This is a genomic window from Geodermatophilus sp. SYSU D00705 (assembly GCF_054050135.1).
Map to the genome: position 1 here is coordinate 28,156 of NZ_JBJGYT010000019.1, position 16,642 is coordinate 44,797.

The 16,642-nt window shown below is 75.2% G+C and carries 17 protein-coding genes and 1 tRNA gene; 14 read left to right on the plus strand and 4 right to left on the minus strand.

The window, feature by feature from the left end; genetic code table 11:
• Positions 1 to 35: 35 nt before the first annotated feature.
• The 4 genes from ACI78Q_RS15455 to ACI78Q_RS15470 are packed head-to-tail and all read left to right on the plus strand — an operon-like array spanning position 36 to position 3,024.
• Positions 36 to 857: a segregation and condensation protein A gene (locus ACI78Q_RS15455; protein ID WP_456924289.1), complete on the plus strand. Its 822-nt coding sequence runs from the start codon at positions 36 to 38 to the stop codon at positions 855 to 857.
• On the plus strand, positions 854 to 1,672 hold the full coding sequence (gene scpB, locus ACI78Q_RS15460; RefSeq protein ID WP_456924290.1) for an SMC-Scp complex subunit ScpB: 819 nt from the start codon (positions 854 to 856) through the stop codon (positions 1,670 to 1,672). Before ACI78Q_RS15455 ends, scpB begins: the two co-directional genes overlap by 4 nt.
• A gap of 38 nt (positions 1,673 to 1,710) precedes the next feature.
• Positions 1,711 to 2,130 carry a hypothetical protein gene (locus tag ACI78Q_RS15465; RefSeq protein ID WP_456924291.1) on the plus strand — a complete coding sequence of 140 codons (420 nt, stop codon included), beginning with the start codon at positions 1,711 to 1,713 and terminating at the stop codon, positions 2,128 to 2,130.
• Between the two features lie 51 nt (positions 2,131 to 2,181).
• Positions 2,182 to 3,024 carry a pseudouridine synthase gene (locus ACI78Q_RS15470; RefSeq protein WP_456924292.1) on the plus strand — a complete coding sequence of 281 codons (843 nt, stop codon included), beginning with the start codon at positions 2,182 to 2,184 and terminating at the stop codon, positions 3,022 to 3,024.
• A 6-nt stretch (positions 3,025 to 3,030) separates the two neighbouring features.
• Here the strand turns inward: ACI78Q_RS15470 and ACI78Q_RS15475 are convergent, their stop codons facing one another.
• Positions 3,031 to 4,227: an ROK family protein gene (locus ACI78Q_RS15475; RefSeq protein ID WP_456924293.1), complete on the minus strand. Its 1,197-nt coding sequence runs from the start codon at positions 4,225 to 4,227 to the stop codon at positions 3,031 to 3,033.
• 67 nt (positions 4,228 to 4,294) lie between these two features.
• Here ACI78Q_RS15475 and xylA point away from each other — a divergent pair, with 67 nt between their 5' ends.
• From xylA to ACI78Q_RS15525, 10 genes are all read left to right on the plus strand, one after another.
• Positions 4,295 to 5,485 carry a xylose isomerase gene (gene xylA / locus ACI78Q_RS15480; RefSeq protein WP_456924294.1) on the plus strand — a complete coding sequence of 397 codons (1,191 nt, stop codon included), beginning with the start codon at positions 4,295 to 4,297 and terminating at the stop codon, positions 5,483 to 5,485.
• 3 nt (positions 5,486 to 5,488) lie between these two features.
• Positions 5,489 to 6,889: a xylulokinase gene (xylB, locus tag ACI78Q_RS15485; RefSeq protein ID WP_456924295.1), complete on the plus strand. Its 1,401-nt coding sequence runs from the start codon at positions 5,489 to 5,491 to the stop codon at positions 6,887 to 6,889.
• Positions 6,886 to 7,794 (plus strand): aldose 1-epimerase family protein, encoded by a 909-nt coding sequence (locus tag ACI78Q_RS15490; RefSeq protein WP_456924296.1) that lies wholly within the window; start codon positions 6,886 to 6,888, stop codon positions 7,792 to 7,794. The genes xylB and ACI78Q_RS15490 overlap by 4 nt, the downstream gene beginning before the upstream one ends.
• 77 nt (positions 7,795 to 7,871) lie before the next feature.
• The gene (locus tag ACI78Q_RS15495) at positions 7,872 to 9,227 is read left to right on the plus strand and encodes a glutamine synthetase family protein (RefSeq protein WP_456924297.1); all 1,356 of its coding nucleotides are present in this window, start codon (positions 7,872 to 7,874) and stop codon (positions 9,225 to 9,227) included.
• A 6-nt stretch (positions 9,228 to 9,233) separates the two neighbouring features.
• Positions 9,234 to 10,412 (plus strand): amidohydrolase family protein, encoded by a 1,179-nt coding sequence (locus ACI78Q_RS15500; RefSeq protein ID WP_456924298.1) that lies wholly within the window; start codon positions 9,234 to 9,236, stop codon positions 10,410 to 10,412.
• 54 nt (positions 10,413 to 10,466) lie between these two features.
• Complete coding sequence (gene aroH / locus ACI78Q_RS15505; RefSeq protein WP_456924299.1) at positions 10,467 to 10,829, plus strand: chorismate mutase; 363 nt, start codon at positions 10,467 to 10,469, stop codon at positions 10,827 to 10,829.
• 70 nt (positions 10,830 to 10,899) lie between these two features.
• Positions 10,900 to 11,589 (plus strand): (d)CMP kinase, encoded by a 690-nt coding sequence (gene cmk, locus ACI78Q_RS15510; protein ID WP_456924300.1) that lies wholly within the window; start codon positions 10,900 to 10,902, stop codon positions 11,587 to 11,589.
• Positions 11,586 to 12,932, plus strand: coding sequence for a ribosome biogenesis GTPase Der (gene der, locus ACI78Q_RS15515; RefSeq protein ID WP_456924301.1), 1,347 nt, complete (start codon positions 11,586 to 11,588; stop codon positions 12,930 to 12,932). The genes cmk and der overlap by 4 nt, the downstream gene beginning before the upstream one ends.
• A gap of 70 nt (positions 12,933 to 13,002) precedes the next feature.
• Entirely contained in the window at positions 13,003 to 13,887 is an 885-nt protein-coding gene (locus ACI78Q_RS15520) for an alpha/beta fold hydrolase (protein ID WP_456924302.1), read from the plus strand.
• A gap of 76 nt (positions 13,888 to 13,963) precedes the next feature.
• A tRNA-Pro gene (locus ACI78Q_RS15525) sits at positions 13,964 to 14,037 on the plus strand.
• Between the two features lie 237 nt (positions 14,038 to 14,274).
• On the opposite strand, the gene ACI78Q_RS15530 is transcribed toward ACI78Q_RS15525, so the two are convergent.
• The 3 genes from ACI78Q_RS15530 to ACI78Q_RS15540 all read right to left on the minus strand — a co-directional run bounded on the left by ACI78Q_RS15530 (position 14,275) and on the right by ACI78Q_RS15540 (position 16,491).
• Positions 14,275 to 14,949 (minus strand): maleylpyruvate isomerase N-terminal domain-containing protein, encoded by a 675-nt coding sequence (locus ACI78Q_RS15530; protein WP_456924303.1) that lies wholly within the window; start codon positions 14,947 to 14,949, stop codon positions 14,275 to 14,277.
• Between the two features lie 186 nt (positions 14,950 to 15,135).
• The gene (locus ACI78Q_RS15535) at positions 15,136 to 15,294 is read right to left on the minus strand and encodes a hypothetical protein (protein WP_456924304.1); all 159 of its coding nucleotides are present in this window, start codon (positions 15,292 to 15,294) and stop codon (positions 15,136 to 15,138) included.
• A gap of 540 nt (positions 15,295 to 15,834) precedes the next feature.
• Entirely contained in the window at positions 15,835 to 16,491 is a 657-nt protein-coding gene (locus ACI78Q_RS15540; protein ID WP_456924305.1) for a PadR family transcriptional regulator, read from the minus strand.
• Between the last annotated feature and the right edge of the window lie 151 nt (positions 16,492 to 16,642).

Genomic DNA, 16,642 nt, shown 5'->3' on the forward strand with positions numbered 1-16,642 from the left:
ACCGGTCCGGCCGGGGAGCTACCTACGCTGAGGGCGTGGAGGGGAACCCGGCGGTCGCCGAGCCCGCGCCGTCGGGCCGGTTCACCGTCCGGCTCACCAACTTCGAGGGGCCGTTCGACCTGCTCCTGCAGCTGATCGGCAAGCACAAGCTCGACGTCACCGAGATCGCGCTGTCGAAGGTCACCGACGAGTTCATCGCCCACCTGCGGGCGCTCGGCGACGAGCTGGACCTCGACCAGGCCAGCGAGTTCCTCGTCGTCGCCGCCACCCTGCTCGACCTCAAGGCCGCCCGGCTGCTGCCGGCCGCGGACGTCGAGGACGAGGAGGACCTCGAGCTGCTCGAGGCCCGCGACCTGCTGTTCGCCCGGCTGCTCCAGTACAAGGCGTACAAGCAGGCCGCGGCCTTCCTCCGCGAGCGGGAGGGGGAGGCGGCCCGCCGCCACCCGCGCGACGCCGCCCTCGAGCCGCGCTTCGCCCAGCTGCTCCCCGAGGTGCTGCTCGGCCTCACCCCGGAGCAGTTCGCGGCGCTGGCCACCCGGGCCCTGACCCCGAAGGCGCCCGCGGTCGTCGGCGTCTCGCACCTGCACGCGCCTGCGGTGAGCGTCTCCGAGCAACTGCTGCTGGTGCGCAACCAGCTCATCGCGGCCGGGACGGCGACCTTCCGGGCGCTGACCGCCGACTGCGGGCACACCCTGGAGGTCATCGCCCGGTTCCTCGCGCTGCTGGAGCTCTACCGCCAGCAACGGGTGACCTTCGAGCAGCTGACCCCGCTCGGCGACCTCTCCGTCCGGTGGACCGGCGGCAGCGAGCCCGAGCCGGACGCCGACGACGCCCACGCCGACGAGGAGTACGCATGAGCGAGGAGCGGCCGCCGATCTCCTGGGAGTCCCTCGCCGCGGAGCTGGACGCCACCCGCGAGGCGGCCGAGGAGCAGGGCGGCCCGGACGCCGAGACCTGGGACGCCGTCGCCGCCGAGCTGGCCGCGCGGGTCGCCGAGCGGCCACCGGCCCAGGAGGCGGCGGAGCCGGCGCCGGTCGCCGAGCCCGCCCCGCTGCCGCCACCCGCGGCCGCCCGGCCCGAGCCCGAGCCCGAACCGGAGCCCGAGCCGGTCGCCGAGGAGCTCGACCCGGTCGCGCTGCGCGGCGGCCTCGAGGCGCTGCTGTTCGTCGTCGACACCCCGGTCGACGAGGTCACCCTGGCCGGTGCGCTGCGCTGCCCGGTGCCGCAGGTGCGGGCGGCGCTCGCCGAGCTCGCCGGCGACTACGACCGCCGCGCCGCGGGCCTGACCCTGCGGCGGGTGGGCGAGGGCTGGCGGCTCTACACGCGCGAGGACTACGCGCCGGTGGTCGAGCGGTACCTGGTCGACGGCCAGCGCAGCCGGCTCACCCAGGCGGCGCTGGAGACCCTCGCGGTCATCGCCTACCGCCAGCCGGTGACCCGCGCCCGGGTGTCGGCGATCCGCGGCGTCGGGGTGGACGGCGTCATGCGCACGCTGGTCAGCCGCGGGCTGGTGCACGAGGTGGGCAGCGACCCCGACACCGGCGGCGGGCTGTACGGCACGACGCCGCTGTTCCTCGAGCGGCTGGGGCTCACCGGCCTCGACGAGCTGCCGGAGCTCGGCCCGCTGCTGCCGGAGACCGCCAGCCTCCTCGACGAGCACCCCGACGCGTGAGACGCGCCCCGCACCCGGCCGGACGCTACGGTCGGCGCATGCCCCGCCCACCCTCCGTCCGTGCGCTCGGGGCCCCGCTCGCGGCCGCCGCCGTCCTCCTGGCCGGGTGCGGCGCGTCCGAGGAGGAGGAGCGCCAGGCGGCGTTCTGCGAGGACGTCCCCGACCTGCTCTCCGACGTGACCGCCCAGCTGGAGGGCGCCACCGCGGAGCCGGAGCAGGCGCCGGGCATCGTGGGCGACGCGGTCGAGCGCCTGGAGGCCGTCGATCCGCCCGAGGACGTCGCCGACGAGTGGCAGGCCCTGGTCGAGGCCTGGACCGGGATGCGCGACCTGCTGAACGAGGTCGACCTCACCGACCCGTCGGCCAACACCGAGTTCGTCGGTGAGGCCACCCGGTTGCAGGAGGACCTGGTCTCCACCGGGTCGGCCGTCGACGACTGGGGCCAGGAGAACTGCTGACCGGTCCGCACCCGGCGGCACCCGCGCCGCCGGGTGGGAGACTGGACGGCGATGAACAGCGCCCCGCACGACGAGAACACCACCGAGGCCGGCGAGGGCTGGTCGGAGGACATGGAGCTCGCCCCCGTCCACCCCGGTGACCGCGGGTCCGCCGAGCCCGACGAGGAGCGGGAGGGCGAGCGGCTGCAGAAGGTCCTGGCCCGGGCCGGGGTCGGTTCCCGCCGCGTCTGCGAGGACATGATCGACGCCGGCCGGATCAGCGTGAACGGCCGCACCGTGACCGTGCAGGGCATGCGGGTGGACCCCCGGCGGGACCGCATCGCCGTCGACGGCGCCCGGCTGGAGCTGCGCGACGACCGCGTCACCTACGCGCTCAACAAGCCCGCCGGCGTCATCACCGCGATGAGCGACGACCGCAACCGCCCGACCGTGGGCGACATGGTCGGCGACCTCGCCCCCGGCCTGGTGCACGTGGGCCGCCTGGACCAGGACACCGAGGGCCTGCTGCTGGTCACCAACGACGGCGAGCTGGCCCACCGGCTGGCCCACCCCTCCTACGAGGTGCGCAAGACCTACCTCGCGCAGGTGTCCGGGTCGATCCCGCGCGACATGGCCAAGCGGCTGCGCGCCGGCGTCGAGCTCGAGGACGGCCCGGTGAAGGTCGACTCCTTCCGGGTGGTCGACACCCACGCCGGCCAGTCGGTGGTCGAGGTGGTCCTGCACGAGGGCCGCAAGCACATCGTCCGCCGGCTGCTCGCGCACGTCGGCCTCCCGGTGTCGCGGCTGACCCGCACGGCGGTCGGCCCGGTGAAGCTCGAGCGCATGCGGGTCGGCTCGATCCGCCGGCTCACCCGCGCCGAGGTCGGCGCGCTGCAGGAGCAGGTCGGCCTCTAGCCGCTCTCAGGCCACCCAGCGGACGGGGTCGGCCAGGACGTCGGCCAGCGCGCGCAGCGCGGCCCCGGTGGCCCCCGCTGCCGGGGCCGCCGGAACGGCTCGGATGGCCGGTCGCCGCCAGCGCGCCGACAGCACCCGGCGGGCCAGCAGCTGCTCCACGCCGGGGCGCAGCAGGTCGGCGAGGGCGCCCAGGTGCCCGCCCAGCACGACGGTCGGCAGGTCCAGCACGTTCAGCACGCCGGCCAGCGCGATGCCCAGGGCGCCGGCCGCGGCGTCGAGGGCCCGCAGCGTCGCGGCGTCCCCCTCGGCCGCCCGCGCGACCACCTCGGCCGGCGGGGTGTCCAGGGGCAGCCCGGCCGCGGCGAGCAGGGCGTGGCGGCCCGCGTACTGCTCCAGGCACCCGGTCGAGCCGCAGCGGCATCGTGGGCCGGCGGGGTCGACGCACACGTGGCCCACCTCGCCGGCCCAGCCGGCGCTGCCGGTCATCACCCGCCCGTCGAGGACGGCGGCACCGCCGATGCCGATCTGGCCGGAGAGGTACAGGAAGTCCCGCAGCGGGCCGGGGCGGCCCGGCGCCACCTCGGCGACGGTGCGGGCGGCGAGGTCGGCCTCGTTGCCCAGCGCGGGGCGCAGGCCGTCGGGCAGGGCCGCGGCCACCAGGTCCGCGGCGGGGACGTCGGACCAGCCGAGGTTGGGCGCGCGCAGCAGCAGGTCCTCCGCCACGCGGACGATCCCCGGGAGCGCCAGGCCCGCGCCGGCCAGCCGCAGCTCCCCGGCCGGCCCGGCGAGCAGCCCCGTGGCCAGGGCGCCGAGCCGGGCGAGCGTGGTCTCCGGGTCGCTGCCGACGAAGTCGCCGTCCTCGACGGACTCCGCCACGACCCGGCCGCGCAGGTCCAGCACCCGGGCGGCGAGCAGCCCGGCGTCCACCTGCAGGCCCAGGGCGCCGATGCGGGCGCTCGGGAGGAGCGGCGTGGCGGGGCGGCCGCGCCGGGGCGGCGCGATGCGCTCGCCCTCGTCGAGCAGCCCCCCGACGAGGAGGTCGTCGACCAGCCGGGCGGCGGTGGCACGCGTCGTCCCGGTCCGGGCGGCGATGTCCGCGCGGGACAGGGGGGCGGCCGCGGCGCAGACGGTCCGCAGGACGAGGGCGAGGTTGGCGCTGCGCAGCGTCGACTGGGTCGCCCCGGTCCCTTCCGTCGCGCGCACCCCTTGAGAGTAGCGGGGTCCCTGCTTTATGTTCTACGGAAGAACAAAACCCGATGGAGGGAATCCCATGAGCGCGCTCCAGCCCACCCGCGACGACAAGTTCTCCTTCGGTCTGTGGACCGTCGGCTGGCAGGCACGCGACCCGTTCGGCGACGCCACGCGGGACGCGGTCGACCCGGTGGAGTCGGTGCACCGGCTGGCCGAGCTCGGCGCCTACGGCGTCACCTTCCACGACGACGACCTCATCCCGTTCGGCAGCGACGACACCGCCCGCGAGCAGCACGTCAAGCGGTTCCGGGCGGCGCTCGAGGAGACCGGCGTGGTCGTGCCCATGGTGACCACCAACCTGTTCACCCACCCGGTGTTCAAGGAGGGCGCGCTCACCGCCAACGACCGCGACGTCCGCCGCTTCGCGCTGCGCAAGGTCATGCGCAACATGGACCTCGCCGCCGAGCTCGGCGCGTCGGTCTACGTGCTGTGGGGCGGCCGGGAGGGCGCGGAGGTCGACACCGCGAAGGACCTGCGCGCCGCGCTGGACCGCTACCGCGAGGGCATCGACACCCTCGCCCAGTACTCCGAGGACCGCGGCTACGGCCTGCGCTTCGCCCTGGAGCCCAAGCCGAACGAGCCGCGCGGCGACATCTTCCTGCCCACCATCGGGCACGCGCTGGCCTTCATCTCCACCCTCGAGCACGCCGACCTGGTGGGCGTGAACCCCGAGGTCGGCCACGAGCAGATGGCCGGGCTCAACTACACGCACGGCATCGCCCAGGCGCTGTGGCAGGGCAAGCTGTTCCACATCGACCTCAACGGCCAGCACGGGATCAAGTACGACCAGGACCTCGTCTTCGGTCACGGCGACCTGCTGTCGGCCTTCGCCACGGTCGACCTGCTGGAGCACGGCGGCGTCGACGGCGCGCCGGCCTACGACGGCCCGCGGCACTTCGACTACAAGCCGCTGCGCACCGAGGACATGGACGGCGTGTGGGCGTCGGCCGCGGCCAACATGCACACCTATCTGCTGCTCAAGGAGCGGGCGCAGGCCTTCCGCGCCGACCCCGAGGTGCAGGAGGCGCTGACCGCCGCCCGCGTGCCGGAGCTGTCCCGGCCCACGCTGGCCGAGGGCGAGTCCTACGAGGACCTGCTGGCCGACCGCGGCTCGTTCGAGGACTTCGACGTCGACGCCGCCGCCGCGCGTGGCGCCGGTGCGGTGCGGCTGTCCCAGCTGGCGGTCGAGCACCTCCTCGGCGCGCGCTGAGTCATGGCGCTGGTGGCGGGGGTCGACACGTCGACCCAGGCGTGCAAGGTCGTCGTCCGCGACGCCGGCAGCGGCGCCCTGGTCCGCGAGGGCCGGGCGCCGCACCCGGACGGCACCGAGGTCGACCCCGCCGCCTGGGCGGCGGCGCTGCAGCAGGCGCTGGGCCAGGCCGGCGGGCTGGACGACGTCGCGGCGGTGGCCGTGGGCGGCCAGCAGCACGGCATGGTGTGCCTGGACGACGACGGCGCGGTGGTCCGGCCGGCGCTGCTGTGGAACGACACCCGCTCCGCGCAGGCCGCCCGCGACCTCACCGAGGAGCTGGGCGGTGGGCAGGCGTGGGCCGACGCGGTGGGCCTGGTGCCGGTCGCGTCGTTCACCGTCAGCAAGCTGCGCTGGCTGGCCGAGGCCGAGCCGTCCAACGCGGCGCGGACCGCGGCGGTCTGCCTGCCGCACGACTGGCTGACCTGGCAGCTGGCGGGGGCGCCGTCCCTCGACGCCCTGGTCACCGACCGCGGCGACGCCAGCGGCACCGGCTACTGGTCACCGGCCGGGGGCGAGTACCGGATCGACCTGCTGGAGCGGGCGCTGGGCCACGCCGCCGTCGTCCCCCGGGTGCTCGGCCCCGCCGAGGCCGGCGGTCGCACGCCCGGCGGCGCGGTCCTCGGGCCGGGCACCGGGGACAACGCCGCCGCCGCGCTGGGCCTGGCTGCGGAGCCCGGCGACGTCGTCCTGTCGATCGGCACGTCCGGGGTGGTGTCGATCGTCTCCACCACCCCGGCCGCCGACCCGACCGGCACCGTCGCCGGCTTCGCCGACGCCACCGGCAACTTCCTGCCCCTGATCGCCACGCTGAACGCCGCGCGGGTGCTCGACGCGACCGCCCGGCTGCTCGGCGTCGACCACGCCGAGCTGTCCCGGCTGGCGCTGTCCGCCCCGCCCGGGTCCGGCGGGCTGGTGCTGGTGCCCTACCTGGAAGGGGAGCGGACGCCGGACCGCCCCACCTCCACCGGCGCCCTGCACGGGCTGACCCTCGGCACCGCCGATCCCGCGCACCTGGCGCGGGCCGCGGTGGAGGGCCTGCTGTGCGGGCTGGCCGACGGGCTGGACGCGGTCGCCGCGACCGGCACCCCGGTCCGCCGGGTGCTGCTGGTGGGCGGCGGCGCCCGGTCGGAGGCGGTCCGCCGGATCGCGCCTGCCGTCCTGGGCGTGCCGGTGCTCGTCCCGCCGCCGGGGGAGTACGTCGCCGACGGCGCGGCCCGGCAGGCGGCGTGGGTGCTCCACGGGGGCGACACCGCCCCCGAGTGGCCCCGGCCCGGCACGGAGGTGCACGAGGCCGACCCGGTGCCGCACGTGCGCGAGCGCTACGCCGAGGTCCGCGACCTCACCGCGGAGCGGGTGCGGTGATCCCGCCGACCGGGGAGCAGTTCGTGCTCCGGTCCGGCGACTCGGAGGTGACCGTCGTGGAGGTGGGCGGCGGCCTGCGCACCTACCGGGTGGGGGACCGCGACGTCGTCGACGGCTACGGCGCCGACGAGATGGCGCCGCACGCCCGCGGGCACGTGCTGGCGCCGTGGCCCAACCGGCTGCGCGACGGCCGCTACGTCTGGGACGGCGAGGAGCACCGGACGCCGGTGACCGAGCCCGAGCGGGGCACCGCCATCCACGGCCTGGTCCAGTTCGTCTCCTGGCGGGCGGTCGACCGCGCCGAGGACCGGGTGGTGCTGGAGCACCTGCTCCACCCGCAGCCGGGCTACCCGTTCACCCTGCGGCTGCGGGTGGCCTACGAGCTGTCCGCCGTCGGTCTCCGGGTGACCACCACCGCCACCAACGAGGGCGCCGCCGCGCTGCCGTACGGGGAGGGCCACCACCCCTACGTCCTCACCGGCGCGCGCCTGGACGACTGCACCCTGGTGGCGCCCGCCGCGACCCTGCTGGAGACCGACGAGCGGGCCGTCCCGACCGGCGCGGTGCCGGTGGAGGGCACGCCGTACGACCTGCGCGGCGGACCGCGGATCGGGGACCTCGTCGTCGACTCCTGCTTCACCGGCCTCGAGCGCGGCCCGGACGGGCTGGCCGAGGTGCGGCTGCTCGGCCCCGACGGCCGCGGCGTCGCGGTATGGATGGACGGCGCCTACGGGTACCTGCAGCTGTTCACCGGCGACGTCGTGCCGGAGCCGCGGAGGCGCCGCGGCCTGGCGGTGGAGCCGATGACCTGCCCGCCCAACGCGTTCCAGACCGGCGAGGCGGTCATCCGGCTGGAGCCGGGGGCGTCGACGACGGGCACCTGGGGGATCCGCCCGCTCGGCTGACCCGCCATCGGCCGGGCCCTGTCCCCGCGGGCGGCGACGTGGTGCGCTGGGCACCGGCCGAGCGGGAGGAGCCTGCGATGACCGGCACCGACGTCCTCGCCGCGGCGCGACGGCGGGACCTGCGGCTGGTCCGCTTCGAGTGGTGCGACGTCAGCGGCATCGCCCACAGCAAGGCCGTCCACGTCTCCCAGCTGCCGCACAAGCTCGTCGAGGGCGTGGGCCTGACCCGGGCGCAGATGGCGATCAACCAGCTCGAGCAGCTGGTGCACGTCGAGGGCATGGAGCCGGTCGGGGAGATCCGGCTGCTGCCGGACCCCGCGACCTTCACCGTGCTGCCCTGGGTGCCGGGCACGGCCGGGGTCCTGTGCGACCAGGTGGGCCACGACCGCCGCGACTGGGGCGCCTGCCCCCGCTCGTTCCTCAAGGCGGTGGTCGTCCGCGCCGCCGGCCTCGGCGTGCACGTGCGGGCCGCGTTCGAGAACGAGTTCTCGCTGGCCCGGGAGGTCGACGGGCGCTACGTGCCGTTCGACACCCGCGACCACGCGCCGGTCTACAGCGTGATCGGCGCCGACCTCACCGCCCCGGTCGTGGTCGAGACCGTCGACGCGCTCGAGGCGCAGGGCCTCGTCGTCGAGGCGGCGATGAACGAGTACGGCCCCGGGCAGCAGGAGATCTCCGTCCGGCACGCCGACGCCCTCGGCGCGGCCGACAACCAGATGAGGTTCCGCGACACCGTCCGCGGGGTGGCCCTCCGGCACGGCCTGGTCGCCTCGTTCGCGGCCAAGCCCTGGCCCGACGCCATCGGCAACGGTGCGCACGTGCACCTGTCCCTGTGGGACGGCGAGGGGCACAGCACCCTGTACGACCCGGCCGCGCCGGGCGGGCTGTCGCGACTGGGCCGGCACTTCGTCGCGGGGGTCTGCGAGCACCTGCCGGCCCTGGTCGCCCTGACGACGCCCAGCTACAACTCCTTCCGGCGGCTGGTCCCCGGCGCGTGGGCCTCGGCGACCACCGGCTGGGGCTTCGACAACCGGGAGGTGGCGGTGCGTGTCTGCTCGCCGTTCCACCGTCGCGAGGAGCAGACCGCCAACCTGGAGTTCAAGCCGTCGGACCCCAGCGCCAACCCCTACCTGGCCCTGGGGGCGCTGGTCACCTGCGGCCTGGACGGGATCGAGCGGGAGCTGGAGCCGGGGGAGCCGTGCGCCCACGACCCGGCGCGCATGTCCGCCGAGGCGCTCGCCCGCGGCCGGGTGCGGCCGCTGCCCACCTCGATGGCCGCGGCGCTGGACGAGCTGGAGAAGAGCCCGCTGCTGCTCGGGGCCCTGGGCGACCTGCTGGCGCGCTGCTACCTCGCGGTGCGCCGCTCCGAGGCGGAGGCTTTCGCGGCCGAGGACGAGGAGTTCGAGCTCCGCGCCCACTTCGCGCGGTTCTGAGCCGCCGTGCCCGCCGTCGACCTCAGCGACGTCCCCGTCGTCGACGGCCACTGCCACGGCGTCGAGCGCCGTCCGGACCCCGACCCCGCGGCCTGGCGCGGGCGGTTCACCGAGTCGCCGGACCCGGCGGTGCGCGCCCGCGACGCCCGGCACACGGCCTTCTCGGGCCGGCTGCTGCGGGCCATGGCCGCCTTCCACGGCGTCCCGCCCGACGAGGACGCCGTCCTCGAGGCGCGGAGCCGGCTGGACACCGGGCAGCTCGTGGCCCGGCTGTTCGCCGACGCGGGGATCGGCGGCGTGGTCGTCGACACCGGCTTCCCCTCGCCGGACTCCGTGCTGTCAGGGGAGGCCTTCGACGCCTGCAGCGGAGCGCACCGGGTGTCCCTGCTGCGGCTGGAGGTGCTCTTCCAGGAGCTGGTCGCCGCCCACGCGCGGTACCCCGTCCTGGTGGACGCCGTCCGCGCCGCCACCGCCGACGTCCGCGCGGCCGGGTACGCCGGACTCAAGAGCATCGCCGCCTACCGCACCGGCCTGGCGATCCAGCGGTGGCCGGAGGACGACGCGCGGGCCGCCTTCCGGGCCGCGCGGGAGGAGGTGGCCGCCACCGGCGCGGTGCGGTTGGGGCACCAGCCGCTGCTGGACACCCTGCTGCACCTCGCCCTCGCCGCCGCGGCCGCGCAGGAGCTGCCGGTGCAGTTCCACGTCGGCTACGGCGACCCCGACGTCGACCTGCGCCGGGCCTCGCCGCTGCAGCTGCGCGCGGTGCTGGAGGAGCCGGCCTACCGGCCGGTGCCGGTGGTCCTGCTGCACGGCTGCTGGCCCTACGTCCGGGAGGGCGCCTTCCTCGCCTCGGTCTACGGCAACGCGCACCTGGACCTGTCCTACGCGATCCCCTTCCTCTCCACCGGCGAGCTGCGGGCGATGACCCGCGCGGCGCTGGGTGCGGCCCCGTTCTCCAAGCTCACCTACAGCTCCGACGGGACGGGCGTGCCCGAGCTGCACTGGCTGGGCGCCCGGACCGGGCGGGCGGTCCTCGGGGCGGTGCTCGGCGAGCTGGTGGCCGACGGCGACCTGTTCGCGGACCAGGCGCGACGGGCCGGCGAGCGCGTGCTGCGGGACAACGCCTGCGCGCTCTACGGGCTGCCTCCCCGGACTCGGCCGAGGCGGGTGGCAGGGCCTACCTAGACTCGACCGAGGGGCACGGCGACCCGTGCCCCGCATCGATCGAGGAGAGTGGCAGTGGCCGTCCGAGCCATCCGGGGTGCGACACAGGTGGACGCCGACGACCGGGAGCTGGTCCTCGACGCGACCCGCGAGCTGGTCAGCACGGTCATGGAGCGCAACCAGCTGCAGCACGACGACGTCATCAGCATCCTGTTCACCGCCACCCCCGACCTGGTCTCGGAGTTCCCCGCGCTGGCCGCGCGGGAGCTCGGGTTCGGCGACGTGCCGCTGATGTGCGCCAGCGAGATCGACGTCCCGCACGCGCTGCCGCGGGTGCTGCGGCTCATGGCGCACGTGGAGACCGAGCGCCCGCGCGCGGAGATCCAGCACGTGTACCTGCGGGGGGCGGTCGCGCTGCGACGGGACATCGCCCAGTGAGTGAGCATCGCAGCGAGCGCCAGCGAGCGAGGAGCGGAGCGAACGTGCTGCGGAGCAGCGAGGTGACACGGTGAGCGCCGGGTTCCGGGGGCAGATCACCCTCGACGGGCCGTCGGGCACGGGCAAGTCCAGCGTCGCCCGCGCCGTGGCCGCCCGGCTGGGCGCGGCCTACCTGGACACCGGTGCCATGTACCGGGCGGCGACCGTCGCCGTCCTGGACGCCGGCGCCGACCCGGAGGACGCCGAGGCCGTGGCCGCCGTCGTCGCGCAGGCCCGCATCGAGGTCGGGACGGCGGCGGACACGGAGCTCGTCGAGGTGGACGGCGTCGACGTGGCCGTGCGCATCCGCGGTGCGGAGGTGACCCGCGCGGTGTCGGCGGTCTCGGCGGTGCCCGCGGTGCGCCGCCGGCTGGTCGACCAGCAGCGGGCCCTGGTGGCCGCGGCCGACGCGGTGGTGGTCGAGGGCCGCGACATCGGCACCGTCGTCCTGCCCGACGCCACGCTCAAGGTCTACCTGACCGCCGCGCCGGAGGCCCGGGCCGAGCGCCGGGCCGCGCAGCTGGGCCTGACGACGCCGGAGGAGGTGGCCGCCCTGGCGGTCGACCTGCGCCGCCGCGACGAGTACGACAGCAGCCGGGCCGACAGCCCGCTGCGCCCGGCCGCCGACGCGGTGGTCGTGGACAGCACCGACCTGGACCGCGAGGGCGTCGTCGACCGCGTCGTCGAGCTGGCGCGGTCCGCCGTGGGAGCCCGGTCATGAGCGAGGGGAACGGCGGGCCGCTGCCCGTCGTGGCGATCGTCGGCCGCCCGAACGTGGGCAAGTCGACGCTGGTCAACCGGATCCTGGGCCGGCGCGCCGCGGTGGTGCAGGACGTCCCGGGCGTGACCCGCGACCGCATCACCTACGAGGCGCTGTGGAACGGCAAGCGGTTCACCGTCGTCGACACCGGCGGCTGGGACCCGAAGGCCGCCGGGCTGGGCGCCTCGATCAGCCGGCAGGCCGAGTACGCGATGAAGACCGCCGACGTCATCGTGTTCGTCGTCGACAGCTCGGTGGGCGCCACCGACACCGACCTGGCCGCCGCGCGGATCCTGCGCCGCAGCGACCGGCCGGTGATCGTGGTGGCCAACAAGGTCGACGACGAGCGCAGCGAGGCCAACGCCGCCGAGCTGTGGTCGCTGGGCCTGGGGGAGCCGCAGCCGGTCAGCGCGCTGCACGGGCGCGGCAGCGGCGACCTGCTCGACCTGGTGCTCGACGCGCTGCCCGAGGCGCCGCGCGAGCAGCTGGAGGAGGGTGGCCCGCGGCGGGTGGCGCTGGTGGGCCGGCCGAACGTGGGCAAGTCCAGCCTGCTCAACCGGCTGGCGAAGGACGAGCGCTCGGTCGTGGACTCCGTCGCCGGCACCACCGTCGACCCGGTGGACTCGATCGTCTCCTTGGGCGGCGAGGAGTGGCGGTTCGTCGACACCGCCGGCCTGCGGCGCAAGGTCAACACCGCCAGCGGCATGGAGTACTACGCCAGCCTGCGCACCGAGGCCGCCATCCAGGCCGCCGAGGTCGCCGTCGTGCTGCTGGCCGCCGACGAGGTGATCAGCGAGCAGGACCAGCGGGTCATCACCCAGGTGATCGAGGCCGGCCGGGCGCTGGTTCTGGCCTTCAACAAGTGGGACACCCTCGACGAGGACCGCCACGCCCAGCTGGAGCGGGAGATCGAGCGCGACCTGGCCCGGGTGAAGTGGGCCTCGCGGGTCAACATCTCCGCCAACACCGGTCGCGGGGTGGGCAAGCTGGCCCAGCACCTGCGCGACGCGCTGGCCTCGTGGGAGTCCCGCATCCCGACCGCGGAGCTCAACACCTACGTCCGCGCGCTGGTCCAGGAGACGCCGCCGCCGGCCCGTGGCGGCCGCGCCCCGAAGATCAAGTACGTGACGCAGGCCGACGTCCGCCCGCCGCGGTTCGTCGTCTTCTCCACCGGCTTCCTGGAGGCCGGCTACCGCCGGTTCCTGGAGCGCAAGCTGCGCGAGCGCTGGGGCTTCCACGGCACGCCGATCGAGATCTCGGTCAAGGTGCGCGAGGGGCGGGGCACGGAGAAGTCCAAGAGCTGAGCGATGAGTCCGGCCTCCGGCGGGGGTCTGAGGGAGGACAGCCCGCTCCCACCCCGTCCGGAGGCCGACCATGACCGGAGCGCAGACGCACACCCTGGAGGTCCCCGGGGCCGTGCTGACCTACGACGTCCGCCCCGGCGACGGCCCGGTCCTGCTGATGATCGGTTCGCCGATGGGCGCGGCGGGGTTCACGACACTGGCCTCGCACTTCCCGGACCGCACGGTCGTCACCTACGACCCGCGCGGGGTCGAGCGCAGCCGGCGCACCGACGGCGCGCCGGAGACGACGCCCGACGAGCACGCCGACGACCTGTCCCGGCTGATCACGGCCCTGGACGCCGGGCCGGTGGACGTCTTCGCCAGCAGCGGGGGAGCGGTCAACGCGCTGGTGCTCGTGGCCCGGCACCCGGAGCAGGTGCGCACCCTCGTCGCGCACGAGCCGCCGGCGGCGCAGCTGCTGCCCGACCGCGAGGAGGCGCTGGCCGCCACCCGGCACGTGCACGAGACCTACCAGCGCAGCGGACTCGGACCGGCGATGGCCGAGTTCATCCGGCTGGTGGGCTGGCAGGGCCCGGTGCCCGCCGACCTCGCCGACCAGCCCGCGCCGGACCCCGCCGCGTTCGGGCTGCCGACCGAGGACGACGGCTCCCGCGACGATCCGCTGGCCGGTCAGAACATCGTGTCGTGCACCCACCACGAGCACGACGTCGCGGCCCTGCGCGCGGCGTCGACCCGCGTCGTCGTCGCCGCCGGGGTCGGCTCCGAGGGGCAGCTGGCGCACCGGGCCGCGCGAGCCCTGGCCGAGCGCCTGGGGACGACGACGGTCGTCTTCCCCGGCGACCACGGTGGCTTCCTCGGCGGTGAGTACGGCCAGACCGGCGATCCGGAGGCCTTCGCGGCGACGCTCCGCCAGGTGCTGGCCGCCGCGGACACCCCGCTGGCGGCGCGCGGCTGACCACCGGTCAGGAGTGCGGGACCGGTGCGGTAACCTGCTTCCTGCAGCGATCGGGCGGTGCGAGCCGCCCGGCGCTCGGGCTGTAGCGCAGCTTGGTAGCGCACTTGACTGGGGGTCAAGGGGTCGCAGGTTCAAATCCTGTCAGCCCGACAGCGGGAAACCGCAGCTCAGGGGCCGTCTCCGGAGAGATCCGGAACGGCCCCTGATCCGTTCTGAGGGTGGCTTTGGCCACCATCAGGCGGCCCGGGCGTCCGCGCCCCGCTCGGAGCGCGTCGCCGCGGGACCACGGCCGGTCGGAAGTCCCGGTCGAGACGTTGGACAGTCGCCGTGCGGTCCGTCGTCCGTGCTGGTGGCCCGGGTTCCCCCCAGCAGGTGCGTTCGTCGCGCTCAGACGATGAGCGGGAGTCGCGGGTCGGGATGCGCCTCGCGGCCAGAGGCGGCGCGGACCCAGGCGACGGCGTCCCCCAGGTCCGTGGGCCGACCGGCGACGGTGCGGCGGGCCAGCACGTCGTCGAGGATCGCCGCGGTGACGTCGATGCCCTCGGGGGTCGCCACCATGGGCCGGTCCAGGGCGTCGGTGAGGTCGATGCCGTGGACCACCGCCTCGACGACCCGGGTCGGCACCCACTCGTCCAGGCGCATGAGCGCGAAGAAGCCCGAGCCGATCGTGTCCGGCGGGTGCTGCCGGATCCCACTCAGGCTCGCAGCGAAGGTGGCAAGGGTCCGCTCGACCAGGCTGGCTCGGTCGTGTGTGGCGGCGTGCCCGACGGCGTACGCGTAGACGACGGGGGCGACCTGGCTGCGGTCGGCGATGAAGAAGCTGGCCCGGTCGCGGCCGGGCTGGCCCGACTGGATGCTGTCGAGCAGCCCGAGGGTCAGGCCTATGGAGATGTCGATGTGGGCCACCAGGTCGGCCACCCGCCACCGGGGGACACCGTCGCCCTCCGGGATCAGCCGTGTGGAGCGTTCCCAGTCGGCATCGGAGAGCGCCTCCAGGAGGCTCCCCACGGCGTCGAGTTCACGGCGGAGGATCTCGACGGCGTCGACCTGACCGTGGCTCATGGCATCCTCCGGGCCCTGCGCTGGACCGTCGCGGCGCACTGTCTGCCCATCCGGGGTCACTGTCAAGGCAGAGCCGGGCCAAGCCCGCGGCGGGGCGTCAGCGCCGGATGTCGGACCGGTAGCCGATCGGGAACAGCTCCACCCGCCCGCGCGTCAGGGTCCACAGCCCGCCGGGGGCCAGCAGCGTCACCACGATGGCGGCACCGCCCACGACGACGAGGTGCCGGCTGCCCAGGTCGGCCAGGCCGTCCTGGAGGAGGTGGAAGACGAGCGCCCGAGCAACGGCCCCTCGATGGTCGCGATGCCGCCGATGACCACGATGACGATGCGCGTGGTGAGGGTCACGGGCACTCCGAGGACGACGCCGCGGTCGGGTCGTCGCGGATCGCGGTCAGCGCCATGAGTCGGTAGACGCCGAGCACGACGGCGACCGTGATGCCGAGGGAACGGGCTGCGTTCCGCAGCGCAGGTCAGCAACGACTGACCCGATCGGCGTGCGCGTGCTCTGCCGACCGGGTTGCTGGGCGGGGGAGGGGGCGTGCCTACAGGAGCGTCGCCGGGGGCGGGTGGGTGCGGACGCGACACCGGGCGATCTCAGCCTGTGGTCGGCCGGCGCGCTGACCGCCGCGGCCCCGAGCGCGTCCACCGCGTGCGCAAGCCGGCGGAGGGGCACCGGCTCTGGTGAACGCAGTAGGGCGGCCAGGCGGCCGGCCACGAGATGCATGCGTTCAACACCGGGCTGAGCGGCGGTCTCGTCGCTGCCTGTGGTGACCTCCCAGAGTTCGCCGAGCTCCGCGCTCGGTCCCGGCAGTCGGCGCGACACCGCGGCGCAGGACCCGTCGACCGGCTCGGCCAGTCGTCGGGTCGGACCGGTGACCGGCCCCCTCAGCCGACAGCGTCGGAGACGTCCTCGGACGGCGGCTTCGGTGCACTCAGGCGTGACTCCCAGTCCGCGCCCACCTCGTCCTTCAACTGCTGCACGAGTTCGAGGCCGCGCTCGGCCCACTCGATCTCGGCCTGCGCCCGTCCGATGAGGCCGCTGTACACGTGGGTCTTGTAGGCGACGATGGCGTCGTGGGCGCTCTCCGGTGCCCGCCGCAACCGTTCCCGCATCAGGACCGTGTTCCGCCGCCGCAGGTCCTCGGCGTGGGCTGACCACTGCCGCTCCAGCCGCTGGTAGTGCCGCAGGTGCTCCTCGAACTGTGCGCGTGCCGCCTCGAACGACGCGTACTCCAGGTACGTCGCCTTGAGGTAGGCGGCGTTCCGCTCCAGCACCGGGGCCTGGACGTCCTCGAGCCAGCGCTGCAGATCGGCGCAGCCGGCCGGCGTGATCGAGTACGTCCGCTTGGTGCCCCGGTTGCCCCGGGGAGTGGAGACGGCCTCGACCAGGCCCTCGTCCTCCAAGCGCTTGAGCTCGGGGTAGATCTGCGGGTGGGAGGCGTGCCACACCGAGGAGACCGACGCGTCGAAGTGCTTCGCCAGCTCGTATCCGGTCATGGGGCGCACCTCGACCAGCGCCAGCAGTGCGTGACGGAGCGACAAGGCCCGACTCCTCTCCTGCCCAGCGTGGCCGATCCGCGTGGAGTGCGGCCTCTCGGGACGCTAACGCACCGCGGGCTGCTCTAGAAGGACTTAGTAAGGATTTATGTCAGCGTTGACATACTTGTGTGACGGTCGTTACGTTCCTCGGCGT